At 73.8% G+C, this 21,056-nt stretch carries 19 protein-coding genes; 8 read left to right on the top strand and 11 right to left on the bottom strand.

From position 1 onward, the window contains the following. Positions 1 to 52 precede the first annotated feature (52 nt). Together B082_RS0125315 and B082_RS0125310 are read right to left on the bottom strand one after the other, a co-directional pair. A complete protein-coding gene (locus B082_RS0125315) occupies positions 53 to 1,264 on the bottom strand; it encodes a serine hydrolase domain-containing protein (protein ID WP_234018234.1) in 1,212 nt (403 codons plus the stop codon). Beyond that, the gene (locus tag B082_RS0125310) at positions 1,257 to 3,563 is read right to left on the bottom strand and encodes a glycoside hydrolase family 3 C-terminal domain-containing protein (protein ID WP_018554587.1); all 2,307 of its coding nucleotides are present in this window, start codon (positions 3,561 to 3,563) and stop codon (positions 1,257 to 1,259) included. The genes B082_RS0125315 and B082_RS0125310 overlap by 8 nt, the downstream gene beginning before the upstream one ends. 325 nt (positions 3,564 to 3,888) lie before the next feature. Here B082_RS0125310 and B082_RS0125305 point away from each other — a divergent pair, with 325 nt between their 5' ends. Then, positions 3,889 to 4,827 carry an SGNH/GDSL hydrolase family protein gene (locus tag B082_RS0125305; protein ID WP_018554586.1) on the top strand — a complete coding sequence of 313 codons (939 nt, stop codon included), beginning with the start codon at positions 3,889 to 3,891 and terminating at the stop codon, positions 4,825 to 4,827. A 4-nt stretch (positions 4,828 to 4,831) separates the two neighbouring features. On the opposite strand, the gene B082_RS0125300 is transcribed toward B082_RS0125305, so the two are convergent. Next, the gene (locus tag B082_RS0125300; RefSeq protein WP_018554585.1) at positions 4,832 to 5,467 is read right to left on the bottom strand and encodes a TetR/AcrR family transcriptional regulator; all 636 of its coding nucleotides are present in this window, start codon (positions 5,465 to 5,467) and stop codon (positions 4,832 to 4,834) included. Between the two features lie 159 nt (positions 5,468 to 5,626). On the opposite strand from B082_RS0125300, the gene B082_RS0125295 reads away from it, so the two are divergent. The 6 genes from B082_RS0125295 (at position 5,627) to B082_RS0125270 (ending at position 12,290) form a co-directional block, all read left to right on the top strand. After that, entirely contained in the window at positions 5,627 to 7,162 is a 1,536-nt protein-coding gene (locus B082_RS0125295; protein ID WP_026250186.1) for an ABC transporter substrate-binding protein, read from the top strand. 27 nt (positions 7,163 to 7,189) lie between these two features. Beyond that, entirely contained in the window at positions 7,190 to 8,131 is a 942-nt protein-coding gene (locus tag B082_RS0125290; protein ID WP_018554583.1) for an ABC transporter permease, read from the top strand. Further along, on the top strand, positions 8,128 to 9,894 hold the full coding sequence (locus B082_RS0125285; RefSeq protein WP_018554582.1) for a dipeptide/oligopeptide/nickel ABC transporter permease/ATP-binding protein: 1,767 nt from the start codon (positions 8,128 to 8,130) through the stop codon (positions 9,892 to 9,894). Before B082_RS0125290 ends, B082_RS0125285 begins: the two co-directional genes overlap by 4 nt. Continuing rightward, on the top strand, positions 9,891 to 10,763 hold the full coding sequence (locus tag B082_RS0125280) for an ATP-binding cassette domain-containing protein (RefSeq protein WP_018554581.1): 873 nt from the start codon (positions 9,891 to 9,893) through the stop codon (positions 10,761 to 10,763). The genes B082_RS0125285 and B082_RS0125280 overlap by 4 nt, the downstream gene beginning before the upstream one ends. Positions 10,764 to 10,969: 206 nt before the next feature. Next, positions 10,970 to 11,632, top strand: coding sequence for a hypothetical protein (locus B082_RS0125275; protein ID WP_018554580.1), 663 nt, complete (start codon positions 10,970 to 10,972; stop codon positions 11,630 to 11,632). Between the two features lie 49 nt (positions 11,633 to 11,681). Beyond that, positions 11,682 to 12,290, top strand: a complete 609-nt coding sequence (locus B082_RS0125270; protein ID WP_037710899.1) for a class F sortase — start codon at positions 11,682 to 11,684, stop codon at positions 12,288 to 12,290. A 91-nt stretch (positions 12,291 to 12,381) separates the two neighbouring features. Here B082_RS0125270 and B082_RS0125265 read toward each other — a convergent pair whose 3' ends face one another. After that, a complete protein-coding gene (locus tag B082_RS0125265) occupies positions 12,382 to 13,527 on the bottom strand; it encodes an FAD-dependent oxidoreductase (protein ID WP_018554578.1) in 1,146 nt (381 codons plus the stop codon). A 131-nt stretch (positions 13,528 to 13,658) separates the two neighbouring features. Between B082_RS0125265 and B082_RS0125260 the strand changes: the two genes are divergently transcribed. Further along, complete coding sequence (locus B082_RS0125260) at positions 13,659 to 14,243, top strand: TetR/AcrR family transcriptional regulator (protein ID WP_026250185.1); 585 nt, start codon at positions 13,659 to 13,661, stop codon at positions 14,241 to 14,243. A 242-nt stretch (positions 14,244 to 14,485) separates the two neighbouring features. Here B082_RS0125260 and B082_RS0125255 read toward each other — a convergent pair whose 3' ends face one another. The 7 genes from B082_RS0125255 to B082_RS0125225 all read right to left on the bottom strand — a co-directional run bounded on the left by B082_RS0125255 (position 14,486) and on the right by B082_RS0125225 (position 21,013). Then, positions 14,486 to 15,247 carry a 4'-phosphopantetheinyl transferase family protein gene (locus tag B082_RS0125255; protein ID WP_018554576.1) on the bottom strand — a complete coding sequence of 254 codons (762 nt, stop codon included), beginning with the start codon at positions 15,245 to 15,247 and terminating at the stop codon, positions 14,486 to 14,488. A gap of 7 nt (positions 15,248 to 15,254) precedes the next feature. After that, positions 15,255 to 16,544, bottom strand: a complete 1,290-nt coding sequence (locus tag B082_RS0125250; RefSeq protein WP_018554575.1) for an MFS transporter — start codon at positions 16,542 to 16,544, stop codon at positions 15,255 to 15,257. A gap of 42 nt (positions 16,545 to 16,586) precedes the next feature. Then, positions 16,587 to 16,931 carry a hypothetical protein gene (locus tag B082_RS0125245; protein ID WP_018554574.1) on the bottom strand — a complete coding sequence of 115 codons (345 nt, stop codon included), beginning with the start codon at positions 16,929 to 16,931 and terminating at the stop codon, positions 16,587 to 16,589. Further along, positions 16,928 to 18,229: a glutamate synthase-related protein gene (locus tag B082_RS0125240; RefSeq protein WP_018554573.1), complete on the bottom strand. Its 1,302-nt coding sequence runs from the start codon at positions 18,227 to 18,229 to the stop codon at positions 16,928 to 16,930. The genes B082_RS0125245 and B082_RS0125240 overlap by 4 nt, the downstream gene beginning before the upstream one ends. Beyond that, positions 18,226 to 19,227, bottom strand: a complete 1,002-nt coding sequence (locus B082_RS0125235) for an asparagine synthetase A (RefSeq protein ID WP_018554572.1) — start codon at positions 19,225 to 19,227, stop codon at positions 18,226 to 18,228. Before B082_RS0125235 ends, B082_RS0125240 begins: the two co-directional genes overlap by 4 nt. A gap of 74 nt (positions 19,228 to 19,301) precedes the next feature. After that, the gene (locus B082_RS36680) at positions 19,302 to 20,603 is read right to left on the bottom strand and encodes a hypothetical protein (protein WP_018554571.1); all 1,302 of its coding nucleotides are present in this window, start codon (positions 20,601 to 20,603) and stop codon (positions 19,302 to 19,304) included. Then, a complete protein-coding gene (locus B082_RS0125225) occupies positions 20,600 to 21,013 on the bottom strand; it encodes a cobalamin B12-binding domain-containing protein (RefSeq protein WP_026250183.1) in 414 nt (137 codons plus the stop codon). The genes B082_RS36680 and B082_RS0125225 overlap by 4 nt, the downstream gene beginning before the upstream one ends. Positions 21,014 to 21,056 lie beyond the last annotated feature (43 nt).

Below are 21,056 nucleotides of genomic sequence, written 5' to 3'. Positions count from 1 at the left end.
CGGCGGGAGGGGCGGCGCGGGTGCGCCGCCCCTCCCCTTGTCCTCGTCGCGGTCATTCCCGGCCGAGTGCCGCCGCCGTCCCGGTCACGGCCTTCGTCCAGTCCGTCCAGCGCGGATCGCCCCCGGCCGCCGGTTCCCAGGCCATCGCCGTACACACGTACCCCACGGCGAGGCCGCTGCCGGGATCGGCCATGCCGAGACGGCCGCCCGCCCCCGCATGGCCGAAGGAGCCCTCGCCCAGCAGGGGCAGGCCCCGGCGGGGCAGCTCGAAGCCGAGCCCGAAGCGGGAGCGGCCCGAGGCGTCGCCGCCGTCCAGCGGGGGCGGGGGCGGCACGGCGTCGTTGCGCGGGGCGCGGGCCCGCCCGACGGTGGCCCCGGACAGCAGCCGCACCCCGTCCACCGGGCCGATGAGCGCCGCGTAGAGCCGGGACAGCGACCGGGCGTTGCCTATGCCGCCGGCCCCCGGCAGTTCGGCGGCGCGCCCCTCACGGGTCGCCAGCCCCCGGGTCGCGGCAGCCAGCTCCGCCGCCGAGGCCCGCAGTGCCCGGGACAACGGGCCCTGCGGATCGAGCCCGAGCCCGGCGAGGAAACCGGCGACCTGCTCGGGCGACGGGTCCGGGCGTACGGAGAACTGCGGGACGAACCGGTGCTCCTGCTCGGGCGGCAGCCCGATCCACAGATCGAGGCCGAGCGGGGCCGCCACCTCGGCGGCGAAGAACGCCCCGACGCTCCGCCCGCAGACCCGGCGGACGACCTCGCCGACCAGGTGCCCGTACGTCAGCGCGTGGTAGAGGGAGGCGGTGCCCGGTTCCCACAGCGGGCGCATCGCCGCCAGGTCCGCCACCCGGCCGTCCCAGTCGTACAGGCCGGGCAGCCCAACGCCCGCCGCGTCGGCCGTGAACGCGGGCAGCCCCGCCCGGTGCGTGAGGAGATCCGCCACCGTCGTCCCCGCCTTGCCCTCGGTGGCGAACTCCGGCCAGTAGCGGGCCACGGGCGCCTCCGGGTCCAGCGCGCCGCGCTCGCCCAGCAGATGCGCGCAGACCGCGACCAGCCCCTTCGTGACCGACATCAGCACACTCACCGAGTCCGTCCCGAAGGGCGGTGGTCCTGCCGCCAGGTCCACCACCAGCCGGCCCCGGTGGTGGACGGCCAGCTGCGCCGCGCCGGGGTCGTCGGCGCAGCCCCGGGCGAAGGCGTCGCGCACCTCTTCCCAGCCGGGCGCCACCCGTCCGCTCACCGCCACTTCGTCACCCGCGTCAGTCACGGTGCCGGTCCGCCGTGCGGGCCTCGGCCTCGTCGGCCAGGGCGGGCAGGCTCTCGGGCGGCAGGGGGCTCTGCGGGAACTCGGCGATGACGTCGAGGGGCACCCCCGCGAGGAACCGCCGCATCACCGGATCGGCCAGGGCGCCCGCCCCCTCCTGGGCGGAGTCCGCGCGGGCACGGGCGAACGCCTCCATCAGCAGCGGGCCGCCGACCGGGTGTCCGAACCATTCGGCGAGCGTGTTGCGGCCGGTCAGCCGCAGGTTCGAGGGGTCGCCCTCGACGTCGAGGGCGACGGACGCACGGATGTCACGCGAGGAGGCGCCCGCCTCGATGCGGTAGCGACCGCCCTCGGTCTTCCAGCCGCCCTCACGCTCGCTGTAGTACGCCAGGTCGTGCCGGGTCAGGCGCACGGTCACCTCGCGGCTCTCGCCGGGCTCCAGGAACACCGAGGCGAATCCCCGCAGTTCGCGCACGGGGCGCAGGACGCGCGAACCGTCCGGCCCGCCGCCGTAGACCTGGACGATCTCACGCCCGGCCCTGGAACCGGTGTTGGTGACGGTCAGCGCGACACGGAAACCGTCCCCGTCCTCCCGCACGCTCATGCCGTCGTAGCCGAACGTCGTGTACGACAGGCCGTGGCCGAAGGGGAAGGCGACCTCGCGGCGCTGGGCGTCGTAGCCCCGGTACCCGACGAAGACGCCCTCGCCGTACCGGGCCCTGCCCTCCTCGCCGGGGAACGAGAGGTGGCTCGGGGAGTCCTCCAGCCGCAGCGGAACGGTCTCGGCGAGCTTCCCGGACGGGTTGACCGCCCCGAACAGCACACGGGCGAGCGCGCCGCCGCCCGCCTGGCCGAGCAGCCACCCCTCCACGAGGGCCGGCACCCGCTCCTGCCAGGGCGCGGTGCGTACGACCCCGCCGTTGGAGAGGACGACCACCACACGGGAGTTGGCCTCCAGGACCTGCCGCAGGAGACCCGTCTGTGCGGCGGGCAGGTCGAGGTGGTCGCGGTCGAAGCCCTCGGACTCGTCCTGCGGCGGCAGGCCGAGGAACAGCACCACGGTGTCGCTCCGTCCGGCCAGCTCCACGGCCTCCTCGGCGAGCCGGGCATCCGGCTGCCCGTCATCGGCGCCGGGCAGTGCGTAGCCCGCCGCGAACCGCACGTCCGCGCCGGTGGCCAGGGCGCGCAGGCTGTCCAGCGGCACGTCGAGCCGGGTGGGCGTCACCTGCGAGCTGCCGGCCCCCTGGAACCTCGGCGTGCGGGCGAACTCGCCGATGACGGCCACGCTGCCCGCCGCCGGGTCCAGCGGCAGCAGCGCGTCGTCGTTCTTCAGGAGCACCACGCACTGGTCGGCGGCCCGGCCGGCGACGCGGTGCGCGGCGTCCACGTCGAGGGCGGCGGGGGAGCCGGCCGGGGCGGTCGTACGGTGGGCGAAGAGGGCGAGGCGGTCGACGGTGCGGTCGAGCCGCGCCTCGTCCAGCGCGCCCGACTCCACGGCGGCGGCCACCTCGCGGTCCGTGCGTCCGCCGGGGCCGGGCATCTGGAGGTCGAGGCCGGCGCGCAGGGCGGCCACCCGGTCGCGTACCGCACCCCAGTCGGACACCACGATCCCGTCGAACTCCCACTCCTCGCGGAGGATTTCGGTCAGCAGGCGGGTGTTCTGCGACACCGGCACGCCGTTGACGCCGTTGTAGGAGGCCATGACGGACCAGGGGCGGTCGCGGCGGACGACGCGCTCGAAGGCGCGCAGATAGATCTCCCGCAGCGGGCGCTCGTCGATGTCGGCGCTGACCCGCATCCGGTCGGTCTCCTGGTTGTTGGCCGCGTAGTGCTTGAGGGACGCCCCCACGCCGGCGTTCTGGAGCCCGCGCACCATGGCGCCGCCCAGCTCGGACGAGACCAGCGGGTCCTCGGAGAAGTACTCGAAGTTGCGGCCGCACAGCGGTGACCGCTTGATGTTGATGCCGGGCCCGAGCACGACGTGGACGCCGTGCGCCACGGCCTCGGCGGCGATGGCGCCGGCCACCTCCTCGGCCAGTTCCGGGTTCCAGCTGCTGCCGAGGGCGACGGCGGGCGGGAAGCAGGTCGCGGGGGCGGCGCTGTGCAGGTCGAGCTGGCCGCCGTCACCGCTCTCCCGGGGCAGCCGCAGCCCGTGCGGGCCGTCGGACATCCGGACGGCGGGGATGGCCGCCGCCTCGGACCCCTGGCTGACGAAGTCCCCGGACCCGCTGGTCAGGGACGCCTTCTCGGCGAGAGGGAGACCGGCGGCGAGGGAGCGGCGGGGCGTGGGGCGCTGGGTCATACGGGCACCTGTCGGGCTTTCGTGGAGGCGGCGGCGGGGTGCCGCGGCGGGGCGGGCGGGCCGTGCGGCGGTGGCCGCCCGGTGGAGCGAATCGGGGCAAGACGGCATGCGACCCAAAAACGTATGGTGATCGGTTTTCGGTGTCAAGGGCCTGCGCGCGCGGCGCCGGCGGGCCCCTCGAACGCCCGGATTTCTTTTGGGTGCGGCCCTTGACGGCCAGAAACCGATCACCGTACGGTTTTCGTGCTCGGGCGGTCCGCTCCGATGAGCTCTCTGCTGCCGTCCGCCCCGTCGGCTCCGCTCTCCCATGAATCGAGGAACGGTCATGTCGGTATCCGGTCGGTCGACCACCCCCGCCCGCCGAGAGGCGGACCACCCGGCTCCGGCCCGGCGGCGCGCGTACGCCCCGCGGCTTGCCCTCGTCGCCGCCGCCTCGGCCGCGCTGCTGACGGGTGCCGCCTCACCCGGCCTCGCGGCCCCGGCGGCCCCGGCGTCCGGCGACCCGGTGCGCTATGTCGCGCTCGGCGACTCCTACAGCTCCGGGCTCGGCATCCCGCAGCAGACCGACCCGGCCTGCGGCCGCTCGGACCGCAACTACGCCTCGCTCGTCGCGCAGGAGGTCGGGGCGGCGTCGTTCACCGACGTCACCTGCGCCGGGGCCGACACCACGCACATGGCGGGCCCTCAGGACTCCGCCGCGCCCCAGCTCGACGCCCTGCGCCCGGACACGACGCTGGTCACCCTGGGTGTCGGCGGCAACGACCTGGACCTGGCCGGCGTCATCACCCGCTGCGTACTGGTGGGCTACCTCGCGCCGCACGGCTCGCCGTGCAAGACCAGCTTCACGCTGTTCGGCACGGACGAGATCGGCTCCCGGATCAACGCGACCGCGCCGAAGATCGACGCGGTGCTCGACGCCATCCACGCCCGCTCGCCCCTGGCCCGGGTGCTGCTCGTCGGCTACCCCTCGCTGCTGCCCGACGACGGTGGCTCCTGCCGTGCCACGATCCCGCTGGCCGACGGCGACTTCCGCTGGGTGCGCGACGAGGAGAAGCGCCTCGACGCCATGCTGGCGCAGCGGGCCGGCGCGTACGGCGCGGAGTACGTCGACACCTACGGCCCGTCCGTCGGGCACGACGCCTGCACGGCCGAGGGCGTGCGCTGGATCGAACCGGCGGACTCGGACGAGGGTGCGGGCTTCCACCCCAACGCGACCGGACACAGGAGCATGGCCGATGCCGTCCTCGCCGCCCTCGGCCGCTGACACCTCACTCCCGCCCGGCGTCCAGCCCGTACCGGCGGAGGAAGGCGCGGACCTGCTCCGCCATGTCGACCGCGCCCGGCTCCAGCAGCCACTGCGTCTGGAGCCCGTCCATCAGTGCGAGCAGCTGCTGGGCCACGGCCGCCGCGTCGCCCCGCGCGTCCGGCCCCGCCGCCGCGAACAGCTCCGCCAGGAGGCCGGTGGTCTCCCGGCGCAGGAGCTGGTAGCGGCGTACGAAGTAGTGGTGGGCGGGGTGCTCCGGATCGGAGGCCTCCGCCGACAGCTTCGCGTACAGCGCGACCAGGCCCGGCGTCCCGGCGTTGCGGGCGACCACGTCGACCAGCCGGCGCAGCCGCTCGGCCGGGTCCGGCTCCGGGGCGCCGGGGCCGAGGGTGCCGGGGAAGAGCCGGCGCCCGTCGGTCTCGTCCCGGAGGCTCAGCACGTCCAGCAGCAGGGCCTCCTTGCCGGGGAAGTGGTGCAGCAGTCCGGCATGGGTGAGCCCGGCGTGGGCGGCGATGTCGCGCAGCGAGACCGCGTGGAAGCCGGAGCGTGCGAACAGTTCGGTCGCCGAATCGAGGATCCGGGCGCGGGTGCGCTCGCCCTTCGTGACGCGCCGGGGTGCGTCGGGCGCGGGGTCGTTCACTTCGGTGCTCTCCTGCCGCAGGTGATCGTCGTCCGGCAGAACTTACCGGCTGGTCAATTCCCCGGAGCAAAAACCTACCAAGTGGTTAATTCCGTGTGTAGGCTCACCGGCAATCTTCGCCGGGGCGGTGCCCCCGGCTCTCCAGACGGAGCGAAAGACATGAGCAGAACCTCCCGAACCGCGACGGTGGCCGCCTGCGTCGCGGCCTCGCTCGCCCTCGCGGGATGCGCCGGCGACGGCGGCGGCGCCGAGGGCGCCGGATCGTCCACGCTGAACATCGCGACGATGACGCTCCCCCAGAGCCTGGACCCCGCGGTCGCCACCGGCAGCGCCCTGCCGTACTTCCAGGCCGTGTACGACACCCTCATCAAGCGCGACCCCGACGGCACCTTCAGCCCGATGCTCGCCACGAAGTGGACGTACGACACGGACCGCACCAGGCTCGCGCTCACCCTGCGCGAGGGCGTCGAGTTCGCCGACGGCAGCGCCTTCGACGGCGCGGCGGTCAAGGCCAACATGGAGCGCTTCCAGAAGGGCGGCGGGGCCTCCGCGAAGTGGCTGAACGACCTGGAGGCCGTCGACGTCATCGACGCCACCCACGTCACCCTCAAGCTCAAGCAGCCCAACCCGGCGATGGAGTTCTACCTGAGCGACGCGCCCGGTCTGATGGCCAACCCCAAGCGGTTCGCGCAGGGCGACAGCCTCAAGACGACCCCGGACGGCACCGGCCCCTACCGCCTGGACGCGTCCCGCACCACCGTCGGCACCAAGTGGGCCTACCGGCGCAACGCGGACTACTGGGGCGGGGAACTCCCCTACAAGAACATCAACATCAGCTTCTTCGACAACGAGACCGCGATCACCAACGGCCTCAGGACCGGGCAGGTGAACGCCGCCCTCCTCCAGACCGCCGACCAGCAGATCGCCATCGAGTCCGACCCCGAGGTCACCACGCAGAAGCAGGAGATCGACTTCCAGGGCCTGCTGCTCTTCGACCGCGACGGCAAGCTGACGCCGGCACTGCGCGAGGCGAAGGTGCGCCAGGCGCTCAACTACGCCGTCGACCGCGACACGATGCTCGACAGCATCCGCCAGAGCCGCGGCCGGACGACCTCGCAGGTGTTCGGCCCCGAGACCCTGGGCTACGACAAGAAGCTCGACACCTACTACTCCCACGACCCCGCCAAGGCCAAGGCCCTGCTCAAGGAGGCCGGTTACGCCGACGGCTTCACCCTGAAGCTGCCGCGGATCACGGCGATCGTCAACGACGCGCTCGCCGCCTCCCTCCAGGCCGACTTCAAGGCCATCGGTGTGAAGCTCGTCTGGGACACCCTCGACGGCGCCTCGGCGGTCCAGAAGGTCTTCACGGACCGGGGCTACTCCGGAATGGTCATGAACATGGGCCAGCCCACCTCCGACTGGGCGGCGGCCAACGACCTGGTCACCCCGGGCGCCTTCAACATGTTCGGCACCACCGACAAGGTGACGCGGACGCTGCTGCCCCGCATCCAGACGGGCGCCGGGGCCGAGGCGAAGACAGCCGCGCGCGAGCTGAACGAACACCTCGTGAAGGAGGGCTGGTTCGTCCCCTTCTACCGGATGAGCTACCTGCACGTCTCGGACGGGACCGTGAAGATCTCCCCGCAGTCGGGCATGGCCGTCCCCTCGATCTACAACTACGCGCCGGCCAAGTAGCGCCCGAGCCGACGGATACCGAGTGTCATGCTGAACTTCATCGCCCGCAGGATCGCCTCGGGAGCCGTGCTCCTGGTCGTGATCTCCTTCCTCACCTATCTGCTGCTGTCGGTCCCGCACATCGACGTGGGCCGCCAGCTGCTCGGGGAGAGCGCCACCCAGAGCGCCGTCGACGCCAAGAACGCCTCGCTCGGCCTCGACCAGCCGGTGCTCCAGCAGTACGGCACCTGGCTGTCCCACGCGGTCCGGGGCGACCTCGGCAGCTCCTGGTTCACGAGTGAGGACGTGGGCCGGGCCGTGGGCAACCGCCTCCCGGTCACGGCGAGCCTGATGATCGGTGTCACCGCCGTCACCACGGTCCTCGCCTTCCTGCTCGGGGTGTGGGCCGGGGTGCGGCGCGGCGCGGCCGACCGCTTCGTCCAGGTCCTCGGCGTGGTCGGATACGCCCTGCCGGGGTTCCTGCTGACCCTGGTGCTGGTCCTGGTCTTCGCGGTACGGCTGCGCTGGTTCCCGGCCATCGGCTACACCGGCTTCACCGACTCGCCCAGCGGCTGGCTCTCCACCATCACCCTGCCGGTCGTCTCCCTGTCGGTGGTGTCCGTCGCGGGCGTCTCCCAGCAGGTGCGGGGAGCCGTCATCGACGCCCTGCGGCAGGACTACGTACGCACGTTGCGCGCCCGCGGACTGCCCGCGTCCCGGATCGTGTTCAAGCACGTCCTGCGCAACGCCTCGGCGCCCGCGCTCTCCGTGCTCGGCATGCAGTTCGTCGGCCTGCTCGGCGGGGCCGTACTCGTGGAGCAGATCTTCGGCCTCCCCGGCATCGGCTCCATGACCGTCACCTACACCACCCGCGGCGACATCCCCGTGATCATGGCGCTCGTCATGCTCACCGTGGTCGGTGTCGTCCTGATCAACCTCCTGGTCGACGTCCTGATCGGCTGGCTCAACCCCAAGGCGAGGGCCGCATGAGCGACAACAACCGGGCCGCGACCCTGCGCCGGGTCCTGCGCAACCCCCTTGGCGGACTGTCCGCCGCCCTGCTCCTCGTCCTCGTCCTGGCCGTCCTCCTGGCACCCCTGATCGCCCCGCAGGACCCGGACGCCTCGTCGCTCGGCGAGGCGTTCGCGGGGACGAGCGGGGCACACCCCCTCGGCATGGACTCGGCGGGCCGCGACATCCTCTCCCGGGTGCTGTACGGCGGGCGCAACACCCTCGGCGGCGCCCTGCTCGCCCTCGCCGTCGCCCTGGTGCTCGGCGTCCCTTCGGGACTCTTCGCCGGCTACCGCGGCGGCCGGTTCGACGCCGTCGCCAACTGGACCGTCAACCTCGTCATGGCGCTGCCCGCCATGGTCGTCCTGCTCGCGTCCCGGGCCATCCTCGGCCCCGACGTCCGGGTCCTGATGATCGTGCTCGGCGTCCTGGTGGCCCCCAGCTTCTTCCGCCTGGTGCGCGGCATCGTCGCCAACGTCCGGGGCGAGCTGTACGTGGACGCCGCGAAGGTCTCCGGCCTCTCCGACACCCGCATCGTCGCCCGGCACGTCCTGACCGTGGTGCGCGGGCCCATCATCATCCAGGTCGCGCTCGTCGCGGGCGTCGCCATCGCCCTCCAGGCCGGCCTCGAATTCCTCGGCGTCGGCAGCGGATCGACGGCCACCTGGGGCGCCATGCTCAACGAGGCGTTCCAGAACATCCAGCGCGCGCCCATGCTCATCCTCTGGCCCGGCCTCGCCCTCGGCCTCACCAACTGCGCGCTCGTCCTGCTGGCCGGAGCCGTACGGGACGCCCTGGAGGAACAGGCGCCCCGGCCCGCCCGCCGCAGGCGCACCGAGCCCGCCGCGGCCACGACACCCGTCTCCGATCCGGCGGAACCGGCCGCCGAGCCCGCCGCGCCGCGCGCCGCGCTGCTGTCCGTGCGCGGCCTCACCGTCGCCTACGCCCGGCCCGACGGCACCGACAAGGAGGTCGTGCACGGCGTCGACCTGGACGTACGGCCCGGCGAAATCGTGGGCCTCGTCGGCGAGTCCGGGTCCGGCAAGACACAGACCGCGTTCTCGGTCCTCGGCCTGCTGCCCGAGGGGGGCAGGGTCACGCACGGCAGCATCACGGTCGACGGCCGGGAGACCGTGGGCATGCGGGAACGCGACCACCGCGCGCTGCGCGGCCGCACCCTCGCGTACGTACCGCAGGAACCCATGAGCAATCTCGACCCCGCCTTCACCATCGGCAGCCAGCTCATGGAGCCCATCCGCCACCACCTCGGACTCAGCCGCAAGGAGGCCGCCGAGCGGGCCGGCGAACTCCTGCGCCAGGTCGAGATCCCCGAACCGGAACGCACCCTGCGCCTCTACCCGCACGAGATCTCCGGCGGCATGGCCCAGCGCGTCCTGATCGCCGGCGCGATGTCCTGCGACCCCGCCCTCCTCATCGCGGACGAGCCGACCACCGCACTCGACGTACGGGTCCAGGCCGAGGTGCTCGACCTGCTGCGCAGGCTCCGCGACGAACGCGGCCTCGGCGTCCTCCTGGTCACGCACAACCTCGGGGTCGTCGCCGACGTCTGCGACCGGGTGGCCGTGATGAACGCCGGCCGCATCGTGGAGAGCGGCACCACCGAGCAGATCCTCGGCACACCGCGGGAGCCCTACACCCGCGCGCTGCTCGCCGCCGTACTCGACGACGCCCCGGCCCGCGCCCCCTGGCAGCCACGAGAAGCAAGGACCGTCACCGCATGAACACCCCCGACGGCGCGCCCGCGCCGGACGCCCCGGCTCCCGACGCCCTGCTCACCGTGCGCGACCTGCGGGTCTCCTTCCCCGGCAAGGGGTGGCGCGCCCCGGAGACCGAGGTACTCAAGGGCGTCGGCCTCCACGTCGGGGCCGGCGAGACCCTCGGCCTGGTCGGCGAGTCCGGCTCGGGCAAGTCCACCATCGGCCGGGCCGTCCTCGGGCTCGTACCGGTGCGTTCGGGCTCGGTCACCTTCGACGGCGAACGCATCGAGCACGCCGACGCCCGGCGCCGCCGTGCGCTCAGCCGCGACCTCCAGGTCATCTTCCAGGACCCCTACACCTCCCTGAACCCCGCCCGCACCATCGGCGACACGCTCGCCGAGCCGCTCATCGGCCAGGGCACCGCGGCCCGGGAGGCCCGGGGGAGGGTCGCCGGGCTGCTGGAGCGGGTCCACCTGCCGGCCGACGCGGCGGGGCGCCTGCCCCGGGAGTTCTCCGGCGGCCAGCGCCAGCGCGTCGCCATCGCCCGCGCGCTGGCCCTGCGCCCCCGCCTCGTCATCTGCGACGAGCCGGTGTCCGCGCTCGACCTGACCACCCAGCGCACCGTGCTGGACCTCCTCCTGGAGATCCAGGAGGAGACGGGCGTCTCGTATCTCTTCGTCTCGCACGACCTGGCCGTCGTCCGCTTCATGAGCCACCGCGTGTCGGTGATCCACCGGGGCGAGATCGTCGAGACGGGCGACGCCGCGACCGTCACCTCGCAGCCCCGTCACGACTACACCCGCAGCCTGCTGCTCGCGTCCCCGGTGGCGGACGTGGCCGAGCAGCGCAGGCGGCGCGAGGCGTCGGCGGCGGGCGGGGTGCCCCGGGACTGACGGGACGCGTACGCGGGAAGGAACGGGGTGCCCCACGGGCGCCCCGTTTCCCGTGTGAGGTCCTTCGGGCGGGTCCGCTATCGGCTACTCAGGGTACTTATCAGATTTTTCAGAGTGTTACGCGGCCTTTATCCCGTGCCTCATGGCATCTCTTAGGCGATCGGTTGATCAGGTACGACAATCATCCCGGCTCGAAGGAGTTCAGCATGCGTATTTCCGCTACCGTCCGTTCCCGCAGCGTCCGCGCGGGTGCCGTCACGGCGGCCGCGGTCGCCGCCGCCGCGGCCACCCTGGCCGGAGCGTCCGCCGCCTACGCCGCGCCCGGTGACAGCGGGGACATCGACATCCGCTCGGTCGGCTGGGCGGCGCGCGGCGGCAACGGCGCCGAGGTCTGCAAGTTCGTCCTCTCGGCGAGCAACTTCGGTGACATGCCGGCCGTTCCGTGGACCATCACGGCTCAGCCCCCGACCGTGCCCCCGGGGGACACCCTGGCGAGCACGCTGCCCCTCGTGAACGGCTCGGCGCGCAGCCAGGAGTACCTGCTCCCCGAGGGCACGTACCAGCTGGTGTGGGTCGTCCCGGCGGGCCCGAAGAACAAGGCCTTCCAGGTGGACTGCTCCAAGCCGGCCGGCAACAACGACCGTGCCGACAACGGCGGCCGGGGCTCGGCGGGTGCCGAGACGAGCTACGAGCGGCCGTCCGGCGGCGTGCCGGCCGGTGGCGGCGGCGTCCCGGACATGGAGAGCCTGAGCTCCGAGAGCGACTCGAACGTCGGCACCACCGCCGCGCTGGCGGCCGGCGCGGTCGGAGCCGCCGGGCTGGTCATGGTCCGCCGAGCCGCACGCCGCCGTGCCCGCAACGAGGCATAACCCGCGCCGAAGACGCCGACGGGGCCCGAGCCGGGCGTGTCGTCTGACGATGACGTTGTGCGTGACCTCCTCGCTGGTGACCGGCATCGTCTGGGCGAGTTCCGACTCGTCCGACGATCCGGCCGCCGCCCACGGCAATGACGCCGCGGGCGGCGGGGGCCGGCCGGCCGAGGAGGCGCACGCACCGCTGTCCCCGTCGCGGCCGGTGAAGGTCGCGGTGCCCGCCATCTTCATCGAGGCACCGGTCACCGGTCTCGGGCTCGACAAGAAGGGGCACCTCGGCGCCCCGCCGATGAGCAGGCCGAGGGAAGTGGGCTGGTACCGCGACGGGCCGTCGCCGGGTGAGGCGGGGACCTCCCTGATCGTCGGTCACCGCGACACGGAGACCGGACCGGCCATCTTCCTCAACCTGAACGCGCTGCACCGCGGCGACACGGTGACGGTCACCCGGGCCGACCGGCGGACCGCCGTCTTCACGGTCGACGCGGTGGAGACGTACACGAAGGACAAGTTCCCCGACGACAAGGTGTACGGGAGCACCGGCCGTCCGGAACTGCGGCTGATGACCTGCGGCGGGCGCTTCAACAAGAAGGACGGCTACTCGGCCAACGTCGTCGTCTTCGCCCACCTGACGTCACTGAAGAAGCAGAAGGTCTGACGGCGACCGTCCCGGTGGCCCGAAGCGGTAGGGAACGGCCGGTGCCTCGGGGGCGAGGCGCCGGCCTTCCGCTGTGCCGGGGCACGGTGCCTCAGTGCCCGGGTCCGTCCGGCCCGCCGGAGCCGTGCTCCTCGGCGGACAGCAGGTCCTCGGCACGGCCGTCGAGCATCCGGGCCGTCTCCGCCGAGCGGGGCAGCATGGTCTTCTCGTACGCGCGCACCGCGTCGTCGACGCGGGCGGCGTTCGCGAGGGACAGGGCGAGGTCGCAGGCGTCGAGCATGGCCAGGTTGACCCCGACGCCGAGCGGCGGCATGAGGTGGGCGGCGTCCCCGAGCAGGGTCACCGTCGGGTTGTGCGCCCAGGTGTGCGGGACGGGCAGGGCGAGGATCGGGCGGTGTACGTAGGGTCCGTCGTTGTCCGTGATCATCCGGCGCAGGCCGGGCGCCCAGTGGGCGTAGCGCTCCAGGAGGAGGGCGCGGAGGGAGCCGGTGTCGGCGGCGTCGAGGCCGTGGGCGGTGATCCAGTCCGCGGGGACGCGCTGGATGAGATACGTGCGGATGTGGTCGCCGCCGTTGCGCTGGGCGAACACGGCTCGTTCGCCGTCGGCGGCGTGGGCGCTGCCCCGGCCGACCAGTTCGGCGAGTTCGCGGTGGCGGTCGTCGACACCGGAGAACCACGCTTCCAGGAAGCTCACCCCGGTGTACGCGGGAACGGCGGGCGACACGGCGGGCCGCACCCGGGAGTACGCGCCGTCGGCACCGATGACCAGGTCCGTTTCGACGGTGGTCCCGTCCGTGAAGTGCAGCTGTCGAGGGCCGTCGTCCGGTCCGCCGACGCGTTCGAGGGCGTGGCCCCAGCGGACGGTGCCCGGCTCCAGGGAGTCGAGCAGCAGGTCGCGCAGGACGCCCCGGTCGATCTCGGGCTTGAACAGCTCGTCGGCTTCCGGCACGTGATGGCTGGTGAGCGTGGCGTCCGCGGTGTACTGGCGCATCTCCTGGCCCTCCGGGCGGGCCAGCCGGAAGAAGGCGTCGAGCAGGCCTGCCTCGCGCAGGGCGATCTGGCCGTTGTCCGCGTGCAGGTCCAGGGTGCCGCCCTGGTCGCGGGCGCGCGGGCCGTCGTCGCGGTCGTGGACGGTCACGGCGATGCCGTGCCGCTGGAGGATGCGCGCGCAGGTCAGCCCGCCGGGGCCGGCCCCGATGACGCTGATCCGGGCGCGGGAGGGGGTGGGGGAGGACATGGGTGTTCCCTTCGTGGCAGGTGGGTGTGCGAAGAGCGGGGTGGACCCCGCCTGCCTAAAAAGTAGAACACGAACAAAAGTAGAATCCAACAACTTAGATGCGGATTCCACTATCGGGTAGACTCGTGGACATGACCGAGACCCCCGTCGGACGCCGCGAGCGCAAGAAGGCGCAGACCCGGCAGTCGATCGCCGATGCCGCCCTGGAACTCTTCCTGGAGCGCGGCTACGACCACGTGAGCATGCGCGACATCGCCGACGCGGCCGACGTCTCGACCGCCACGATCTTCAAGCACTTCCCCGGCAAGGAGGCGCTCGTCTTCGACCAGGAGGAGGGCGTGGACGCGCGGCTGATCGCCGCCGTCCGGGACCGGGCCGCCGGCCTGGGCATCCTCGACGCCCTGCACCAGCACCTGATCGACAGCTGGCTGCCCCTCGCGGCCCACCCGCAGCGGCAGGAGTTCGACCGGCTGGTCCACTCCACACCCGCGCTGCGCGCCTACGCCGAACGCATGTGGGCCCGCCACACCGACACGCTGAGCACGGCCATCGCCGACGACCTCGGCGTGCCGCACGACGACCTGGCCTGCGTCACGCTCGCCCGCTTCGTCCTGGAGATCCCCGTCCTCGCCCAGGGACAGAAGGACCGCCGGGCCGCCGTCGACGGGGTCTTCGACATCCTCGCCCACGGCTGGCGACCGCCCAGCCGGGCGTAACGGCCTCACCCGCGACAGCGAGCGGGCTCCCGACGCCCTGCGACTCCGCCTCCGGCGTTGTCGTCGGTCGACGACGCTCCGCGTCGCCTCCCTCCTCCGCCTTGGATGCGAAGCCGCATGACGCCGCTCGCTGATCCACTCGCTGTCGCGGGTGAGGCCGTAACCCCTCTCCGGCCCCGGACCTGCCTGGTGCCCCGGCGGCGACACCGCCGGGGCACCAGGCGCTCGGCCTCCTCGGCCGGTCAGTCGGGGCCCGCGCCGATGGACCGGTGGCGGACCGCCACCGCGGCCCGGTGGCCGTGCGGGACGGCGACATCGGTCACCAGCCACCCGGACAGCGCGGCCGGTGTCCCGCCGGCGCCGACGTACTCCGTCGACGGATCCGCCCCCAGGCCGATCCCGAGCCCCTTCAGATACGCCTCCTTCCTGGTCCACACCCGGGCGAACGCCGCCGGGCGCAGAGCGGGGGCGAGGGCGGTGAGCTCCGCCGCCTCCGCCGGGTGGAGGACATCGGCCGCCTCGACAAGGGTCTCCGGGCCCGGCACCGGTTCGACGTCCACCCCGACCGGGGCGGCGGCGACGGCGATCAGGCTCAGGCCCTCGCAGTGCGAGAGCGAGAAGTGCAGGCGCCCCTCGGGCAGTACGGGCCGGCCGTGCGGCTCCCCGCAGCACGGGCACGGCGCTCGGGCCACCGATACGGTCCGGGGCGCGATGCCCAGATGGCTGCCGAGCACCCGGCGCAGCCCGACATGGGCGCACAGATAGGTGGCGCGGTCCGTGGGGCGGCGGAATTCCTCCGCCCGGGCCAGCTCGGACGGGCCGAGGACGAGCGGGGCGTAGCGCGCGGCGCTCTCCTCGTGCGCGGCGGTGGCGACCAGCCAGAGCTGCGCACCGCCCGGTCCGGGGCCGGCCGGCGGGGGCAGCGCCGCGGGGAGCGGGGGCAGCGCGGCCGGGCGGACGAGGCGGTCGACGACGGGTGGTGGACTGGGTTCCAGCAGGGACATGTCTGCCTCACACGGCTGTGGCGGTGGGCTCGGGGACGGCGGAGACCTTCGCTGTGCCGGGGGTCTCCCGCGTGACGGGGGAGCGCAGGGCGAGGGTGGCGGCCACGGGCGAGAACAGGGCGATCGCCGCGCACAGCAGCCAGGTGCCGGTCACACCCAGCGCGGCTGAGACCGAACTGAAGACGGCGAGCGACAGGGGCGCGGCTCCGATGCTGGACAGGGAGAAGGTCGACATCGCGGCGCCCAGCCGGCCCTCGGGGACGGCCTGTTGGTAGGCGGTGACCAGGGCGGGGCCGTTCAGTCCCGAGAAGAGGCCGACGACGCACGCCGTGACGGCCAGGGTGCCCGGGGACGGGACCAGTGCCATGGAGCCCATGCCGACGGCGAGTCCGGTGCCGGTGACCAGGAGCTTGACCGAGACCGGGATGCGGTGGGCGAGGGCCGCGCCCAGCGCCGCCGACGCGAGGGCACCGGCGCTGAACGCGGTGAGGGCCGCGGCGACCGAACCGATGCCCCAGCCCTCGCCGGAGGCGCGCAGCGGCAGGGCGACCTCGGCCGGCCACAGGAAGGCGAAGTCCATGCAGAAGCAGGCGATGAACATCCACCGGAGCTTGGGGTGGGCGCCCAGCAGCAGCAGACCGTCACCGGAGCGGCGGAACAGCGAGGTACTCGCCCCGGAGCGGCGTTCGGGGCGGCCCATGCCGTGGGTGACGTGGAAGGCGCAGACCAGCCAGACGGCGCAGCCCGCGGCGGAGACGATCATGACGTCGGACAGGCCGCCCGCCACCACCAGCCACGCCCCGAGCGGCGATCCGGCGATCGGGGCCAGCCGCATCACCATGGAGAACAGGGAGTTGGCGCGGCCCAGGTGTTCCTCGGGGGCCAGCCGCGTCAGCAGGATGCCGGAGGCCGGACCCGTGAGGCCGAGCAGCGAGCCCTCCACCACGGCGACGGCGACCAGGGGCCAGAGGCTGTCGGCGCTCGCGGTGACCAGGACGCCGACGGCGAGGACGACGAGCCGGGTGGCGGTGGCCCGCAGCAGCACGGCGCGCGGGCCGAGGCTGTCGGCGAGAGCGCCGCCGAACAGCAGCATGAGGGCGCGCGGCAGCGTGGAGGCGAGGATGACGAGGGTCACGGCGCCCCGGCCGCCGAGCTGGACCGCGGTCCAGTTCATGGCGATGAGCAGGGCGAAGCTTCCGCACTGGACGGCGGCCTGGCCGGTCACGAAGCTGCCGATGCGCCGCCAGTCCGGGGCGGTCGCCGCCTCGGACGACGGGGCGGAGGGGTTGGTTGTCATGGGTTCGGCTTCCTGGGAAGGGGGCTCGACGAGGTGGGCGGTTCAGCGGAAGTGGCGGGTGGCGCGGACGCTGACCTGGGTGTCGTCGCCGCGCAGCGTCGCGGTGACGGCCAGGGCGGCGGCGCGGCCGGCGGCACGGTGCAGGGCGCCCCGGCCGCGGACCCCGCCCCCGTGGGCGCGCAGTTCCAGACGGCCGCCGAGGTAGCCCCGGCCCGCCTCGGCCAGGGCGCGTTCGGCGGCGCGGCGGGCCGCGTCGGCCAGGGAGCCCCGGCCCTCCGCGTCCCGCACGCCGTCCTCGGCCGCGGTCACGGTGATGCCGGGCAACTCCCGTACCAGGAACCGGGCCTGGACGCCCCGGCCACGCCGGCGGTACGGCCGCCCGGTCACGGCGCGGCTCCGACGGCGGGCTGGGCGGAGCCGAGCGGGGAGCGCCCGGCGTCGGGGCTGTCGGGCCACCAGAGGTCCTCGGGGCCCAGCGCGGTGACGGTGTACTTGCCCAGTGCGCCAATCAGCAGGCGCAGTTCGAGGGCGACGCTCTCGACGAGGCGCTCCAGGCCGTGTTCCGGGTCCTCGTCCACGGCGACCAGAGCGGCACGCCCCAGGCCGACGGCGCGGGCGCCGAGGGCGAGTGCGCGCACGGCACGGCCGCCCTCCCACATGCCCCCGCTCGCGAGCAGGCAGCCATCGGGGCGGCCGATCCGGCGCAGGCACTCGGCGAGCGGCAGGCCGACCTGGTCGAGGAAGACGCGGGGCGCCCAGCCGGTGCCGCCCTCCGCACCGTCCACGGTGACGGCGTCGGCTCCGGCGGCCCAGGCGGTGCGGGCGGCGTCCCCGATGTCACGCCCCGGATGGAACTTCACCCAGGTCCGGGCCTTGGGGAAGTTGTTCCGCATGAAGCGCAGCTGCTGGCGCAGGATCTCGTCGGTGAAGGTGCCGGGCGTGGCGCAGCGCAGCCGGCGGTCGTCGTCCGGACCGAACACCTCGGTGACCGTGTACCGGCCGGCCAGCTGCTCCGCCTCCGCGCCCGCGACGACGGTCATGCCGCCGAGACCCGGTTTGGCGCCCTGGCCGGTCTTCAACTCGAAGGCCAGGCGCCCGGATTCGAGCAGCGGGCGGGTGGCCGGGTCGCTGTAGAGGAGGTTCCAGACCTCGGAGTCGGCGTCCTCGGTCGACTGCTGGACGACGATCCCGCCGACACCCTCGGGCGCGGCTTCGAGGTAGGCGTCGATACGGTCGAGCAGGGCGGAGCGGGTGGCGTCCCCGCCGCGCCGGTAGCCGTGCACGGGCACCATGTTCTCCCCGATGACCATGGGGATGCCGAGCCGGCCGGCCTGCCGGGACGCGTGGACGGCGAGGTCGCCGCTGCCGGCCCGGGTGGACCCGAACGCCGACAGGTACAGCGGCAGCGAGGCGCCGAAGCCGCCGGTCCGGGTGGTCAGGTCGACATCGCCGAACTCGGGCTCGCGGGCCAGGTCGATGAGCTTTTCGAGCCGCTCGGGCATGAAGACGGGCGGGGCGATACGGGCCCGGTCCAGGGCGTCGGCGGCACCGGCGCCGGCACCGGCGCCGGGCCCGAAGAGTTCGGCGCCGTACGAGCCGGCGGCGGGGAAGACCTCGGCGGTGCCGCGCCGGGCGCGGGCGCGGATCTGCCGTTCCGGGAAGCCGGGTGCGCTGAGGGCGCTCACGGGGCCACCACCCCGGGGAGCTTCGGGTAGGCGCTGACCTGCCACAGGGAGTCGAGCCCGGTCAGGAAGCGGACCAGGCGCTGAAGCCCCATGCCGAATCCCGCGCTGGCCGGGATGCCCTCGCGCGCCTCCTTCAGATACCAGGCGTACTTGGCGGGGTTCTCGCCGCTCTCCCGCATCCGGGTGACGATCGTCGCGTAGTCCGACTCGCGCTCGCTGCCGGAGACCAGCTCGCCGTAGCCGTGCGGGGCGATGAGGTCGAAGTTGCGCAGCACACCGGGGCGGTCGGGGTCCTCGCGGTCGTAGAAGCCGCGCGAGCCCTTGGGGTAGTCGTTGACGAAGAACGGGCGGTCGCTCTCCAGGGAGAGCAGCCGTTCACCGGTCCAGTCGATCTCGCTGTCCGGGCTCTGCGGATGACCGGCGGCGAGCAGGCGGGAGACGGCCTCCTGGTGGGTGCACACGTCGTACTTGCCGCTGCGGATGTCCGCGAAGTCGGTCTCCAGGCGCCCGAGTCCGGTGAGGATGTCCGGGACGGTGCTCCACACGTGCTCGGCGACGTGGGTGAGCAGCCCGGCGGCGATCTCCTGCACCTCCTCGCGGCCGGCGCCGGCCATCTCGACGTCGATCTGGTGGAACTCGACCAGGTGGCGCCCGGTGGTGGCGGTCTCCTCCGGCTCCACCCGCACGTTGGGCGCGATGTAGAACAGCTTCGGGAAGCCGCGCAGGGACGCCTGCTTGTAGAGGATGGCGCTGGTCATCAGCTTGTACGGGCGGCCGTAGTAGTCGACGTCCAGGGCCTTGGCACCCCGGCCGCCCGGGTCGGTGACGGGTCCGACGAGCGGCGGCAGCAGTTCGGTGAAGCCCTCCTGACGCAGGTGGTCGCGGGCCGCCTGGAGGGCCTCCTGCTGGACGAGCATGGCGGCGCGCAGCTGCGGGGAGCGCAGGTGTTCGCCGAGCGGGGGCGGCAGGGCGGGGCCGGGCTGCGGGGTGTGGTCCATGACGGGCTCCTGTTCGTGACGGTGGCCGGGGGTGGGGAGGGGCCGGGGAGGTGGTCAGGCGGTCGGGCGGGTCGTCAGGCGGTCAGGCGGTCGGGCGGCCGGGCGGCCACGGGGCCGGACGGCTCGCGGTCGTAGCGGACGGCCATGTGGTGGAGGGCGGTGAGCAGGCCGTCCGCAGTGAGCCGCGCGGAGTCGGCCGGGGCGTCGGGGCGGATCGGCATCGCCCCGGTGTCCGACCAGCGCAGCCGCCCGTCCGCGCCGATGACGCTGCGGGAACGGCCGGCGTTGTCGGGGTGCAGGCAGAACGGCACGTCGAGCAGCCCGCGGGCGAAGGCGGCCGGCAGCGCGCGGGCCAGGTCGGAGTGCAGACCGAGGACGGCCTCCACCAGGGCGCGGGCCTGCGCGTATACCTCGCCCCCGGACGCGCGGACCGCCGGGGCGGACGGCGGTCCGGCGAGCGCGGCGGCCGCCGCGGCGGTCTCCAGCGCGCGGACGTTCTCGTCGACGGTGGGGATACGGCGGGACTCGGCGGTCGTCTTGACGAGGAGCCGCTGCGCCCCGGACCGCACGGCGAGCCGGGCGGACGCTTCGAGCAGGCGGGTCGCGCCGTGCTCGGTACGCGGGTAGACGCCCATGTACGTGTAGAGGACGACGTGGTGGTCCACGCCCGCCGGCAGCAGCTCACCGGCCAGCCGGCGCAGCGCCCCTACGGCCTCCTCGTCCTGGCCCGGATCGGTCTGCTGCGCGTAGCTCAACGAGACGCTGCGCAGGCCGTGCTGGGCGAAGAACAGGCACTCCAGCACGCTCATCGCGACGAGCAGGGCGGGCGGGCAGAGCTGGCCGAGCAGGCAGCCGCCGAAGCTCTCCAGGTGCGGGACGGAGCCGGGGCGCGCGCTCGCGGCGAGCAGCTCGCAGCCCTCGGCCCAGGCCGCGACGGACTCCCGCAGCGGGGTGCGGCCGTAGGGCAGGCAGTAGGAGACGGGCCCGCCCTCGGTCGCGTCGAGACCGGCCGCGACCAGGGCCCGGACGATGGGTTGCGGACGGGCGGAGCCGTGGCGGACCTGGACGGGGAAGCGGGCGTCGTGCAGACCGTCGAGCAGGGCGCGGGTGACGGCGAGGGGGTGGGTGGCGATGGGGTAGCCGTTGAGCCGGGTGCCCTCGTCGAGCGCGCCGCGCGCCGCGGCGAGATCGCCGACGCGGGTGTAGCTGTCGATGGTGAGCGTGCCGACAGTCGTGGCGGTGGCGGCCCTGGTCCGCTCCAGGCCGGTGCGCATGGCGCGCGGGTCGCCGAAGCCCATGCGGGGCTGGACGACCAGCCGGCCGGCGGCGGCCGAGTCCGCGACGAACGCGCCGAACGGGCGCGGGGCGCCGCTCATGCCATCACCCGGGCGCGGGCCGACAGGAAGGCGCACAGGGTCTCCAGATCTCCGGCGCCGTCACCGAGCACCGCGTCGCAGCCCGCCTCGCGCAGCCGGTCCGCGCCGGCCTCCCCGGAGCGGCCCGCGACGCCGAGCTTGCCGCCGACGGCCACCGGCAGGGCGGCCAGATCCGGCTCGGCGCGCAGCCGGCGCACCGCGGCGAGCGCGTCCCGGTAACCGTGGCCGTTGACGCTGCTGAGCACGACCACGTCGGGGGCATGCCGGCGACAGGCGGCCGTGAGCAGACCGGGACTCACACAGGGGCCCAGCGCGACGACGTCGTGTCCCCGCTGCTCAAGGAACAGCCCGAGATACACGAGGTTCCAGGTGTGGGAGTCCGAAGCAGTTCCGCTCAGGAGTATCTTCATGCCTTCGATCATATTTTTCCGGACGGTTTCCGGGCGGAAGTCG

It is taken from the genome of Streptomyces sp. ATexAB-D23 (assembly GCF_000373645.1).
Taxonomy (GTDB): Bacteria; Actinomycetota; Actinomycetes; order Streptomycetales; family Streptomycetaceae; genus Streptomyces; species Streptomyces castrisilvae.
The sequence above is the reverse complement of the archived record's forward strand: the minus strand, read 5'-3'. Positions and strand labels throughout refer to the sequence as shown.

Coding starts and splice junctions, on each gene's coding strand:
- B082_RS0125285 (WP_018554582.1), top strand. CDS start 8,128: ATGAGCGACAACAACCGGGCCGCGACCCTGCGCCGGGTCCTGCGCAAC.
- B082_RS0125270 (WP_037710899.1), top strand. CDS start 11,682: ATGACGTTGTGCGTGACCTCCTCGCTGGTGACCGGCATCGTCTGGGCG.
- B082_RS0125235 (WP_018554572.1), bottom strand. CDS start 19,227: ATGGACCACACCCCGCAGCCCGGCCCCGCCCTGCCGCCCCCGCTCGGC.
- B082_RS0125275 (WP_018554580.1), top strand. CDS start 10,970: ATGCGTATTTCCGCTACCGTCCGTTCCCGCAGCGTCCGCGCGGGTGCC.
- B082_RS0125225 (WP_026250183.1), bottom strand. CDS start 21,013: ATGAAGATACTCCTGAGCGGAACTGCTTCGGACTCCCACACCTGGAAC.
- B082_RS0125280 (WP_018554581.1), top strand. CDS start 9,891: ATGAACACCCCCGACGGCGCGCCCGCGCCGGACGCCCCGGCTCCCGAC.
- B082_RS0125265 (WP_018554578.1), bottom strand. CDS start 13,527: ATGTCCTCCCCCACCCCCTCCCGCGCCCGGATCAGCGTCATCGGGGCC.
- B082_RS0125250 (WP_018554575.1), bottom strand. CDS start 16,544: ATGACAACCAACCCCTCCGCCCCGTCGTCCGAGGCGGCGACCGCCCCG.
- B082_RS0125295 (WP_026250186.1), top strand. CDS start 5,627: ATGAGCAGAACCTCCCGAACCGCGACGGTGGCCGCCTGCGTCGCGGCC.
- B082_RS0125305 (WP_018554586.1), top strand. CDS start 3,889: ATGTCGGTATCCGGTCGGTCGACCACCCCCGCCCGCCGAGAGGCGGAC.
- B082_RS0125260 (WP_026250185.1), top strand. CDS start 13,659: ATGACCGAGACCCCCGTCGGACGCCGCGAGCGCAAGAAGGCGCAGACC.
- B082_RS0125255 (WP_018554576.1), bottom strand. CDS start 15,247: ATGTCCCTGCTGGAACCCAGTCCACCACCCGTCGTCGACCGCCTCGTC.
- B082_RS0125310 (WP_018554587.1), bottom strand. CDS start 3,563: ATGACCCAGCGCCCCACGCCCCGCCGCTCCCTCGCCGCCGGTCTCCCT.
- B082_RS0125290 (WP_018554583.1), top strand. CDS start 7,190: ATGCTGAACTTCATCGCCCGCAGGATCGCCTCGGGAGCCGTGCTCCTG.
- B082_RS36680 (WP_018554571.1), bottom strand. CDS start 20,603: ATGAGCGGCGCCCCGCGCCCGTTCGGCGCGTTCGTCGCGGACTCGGCC.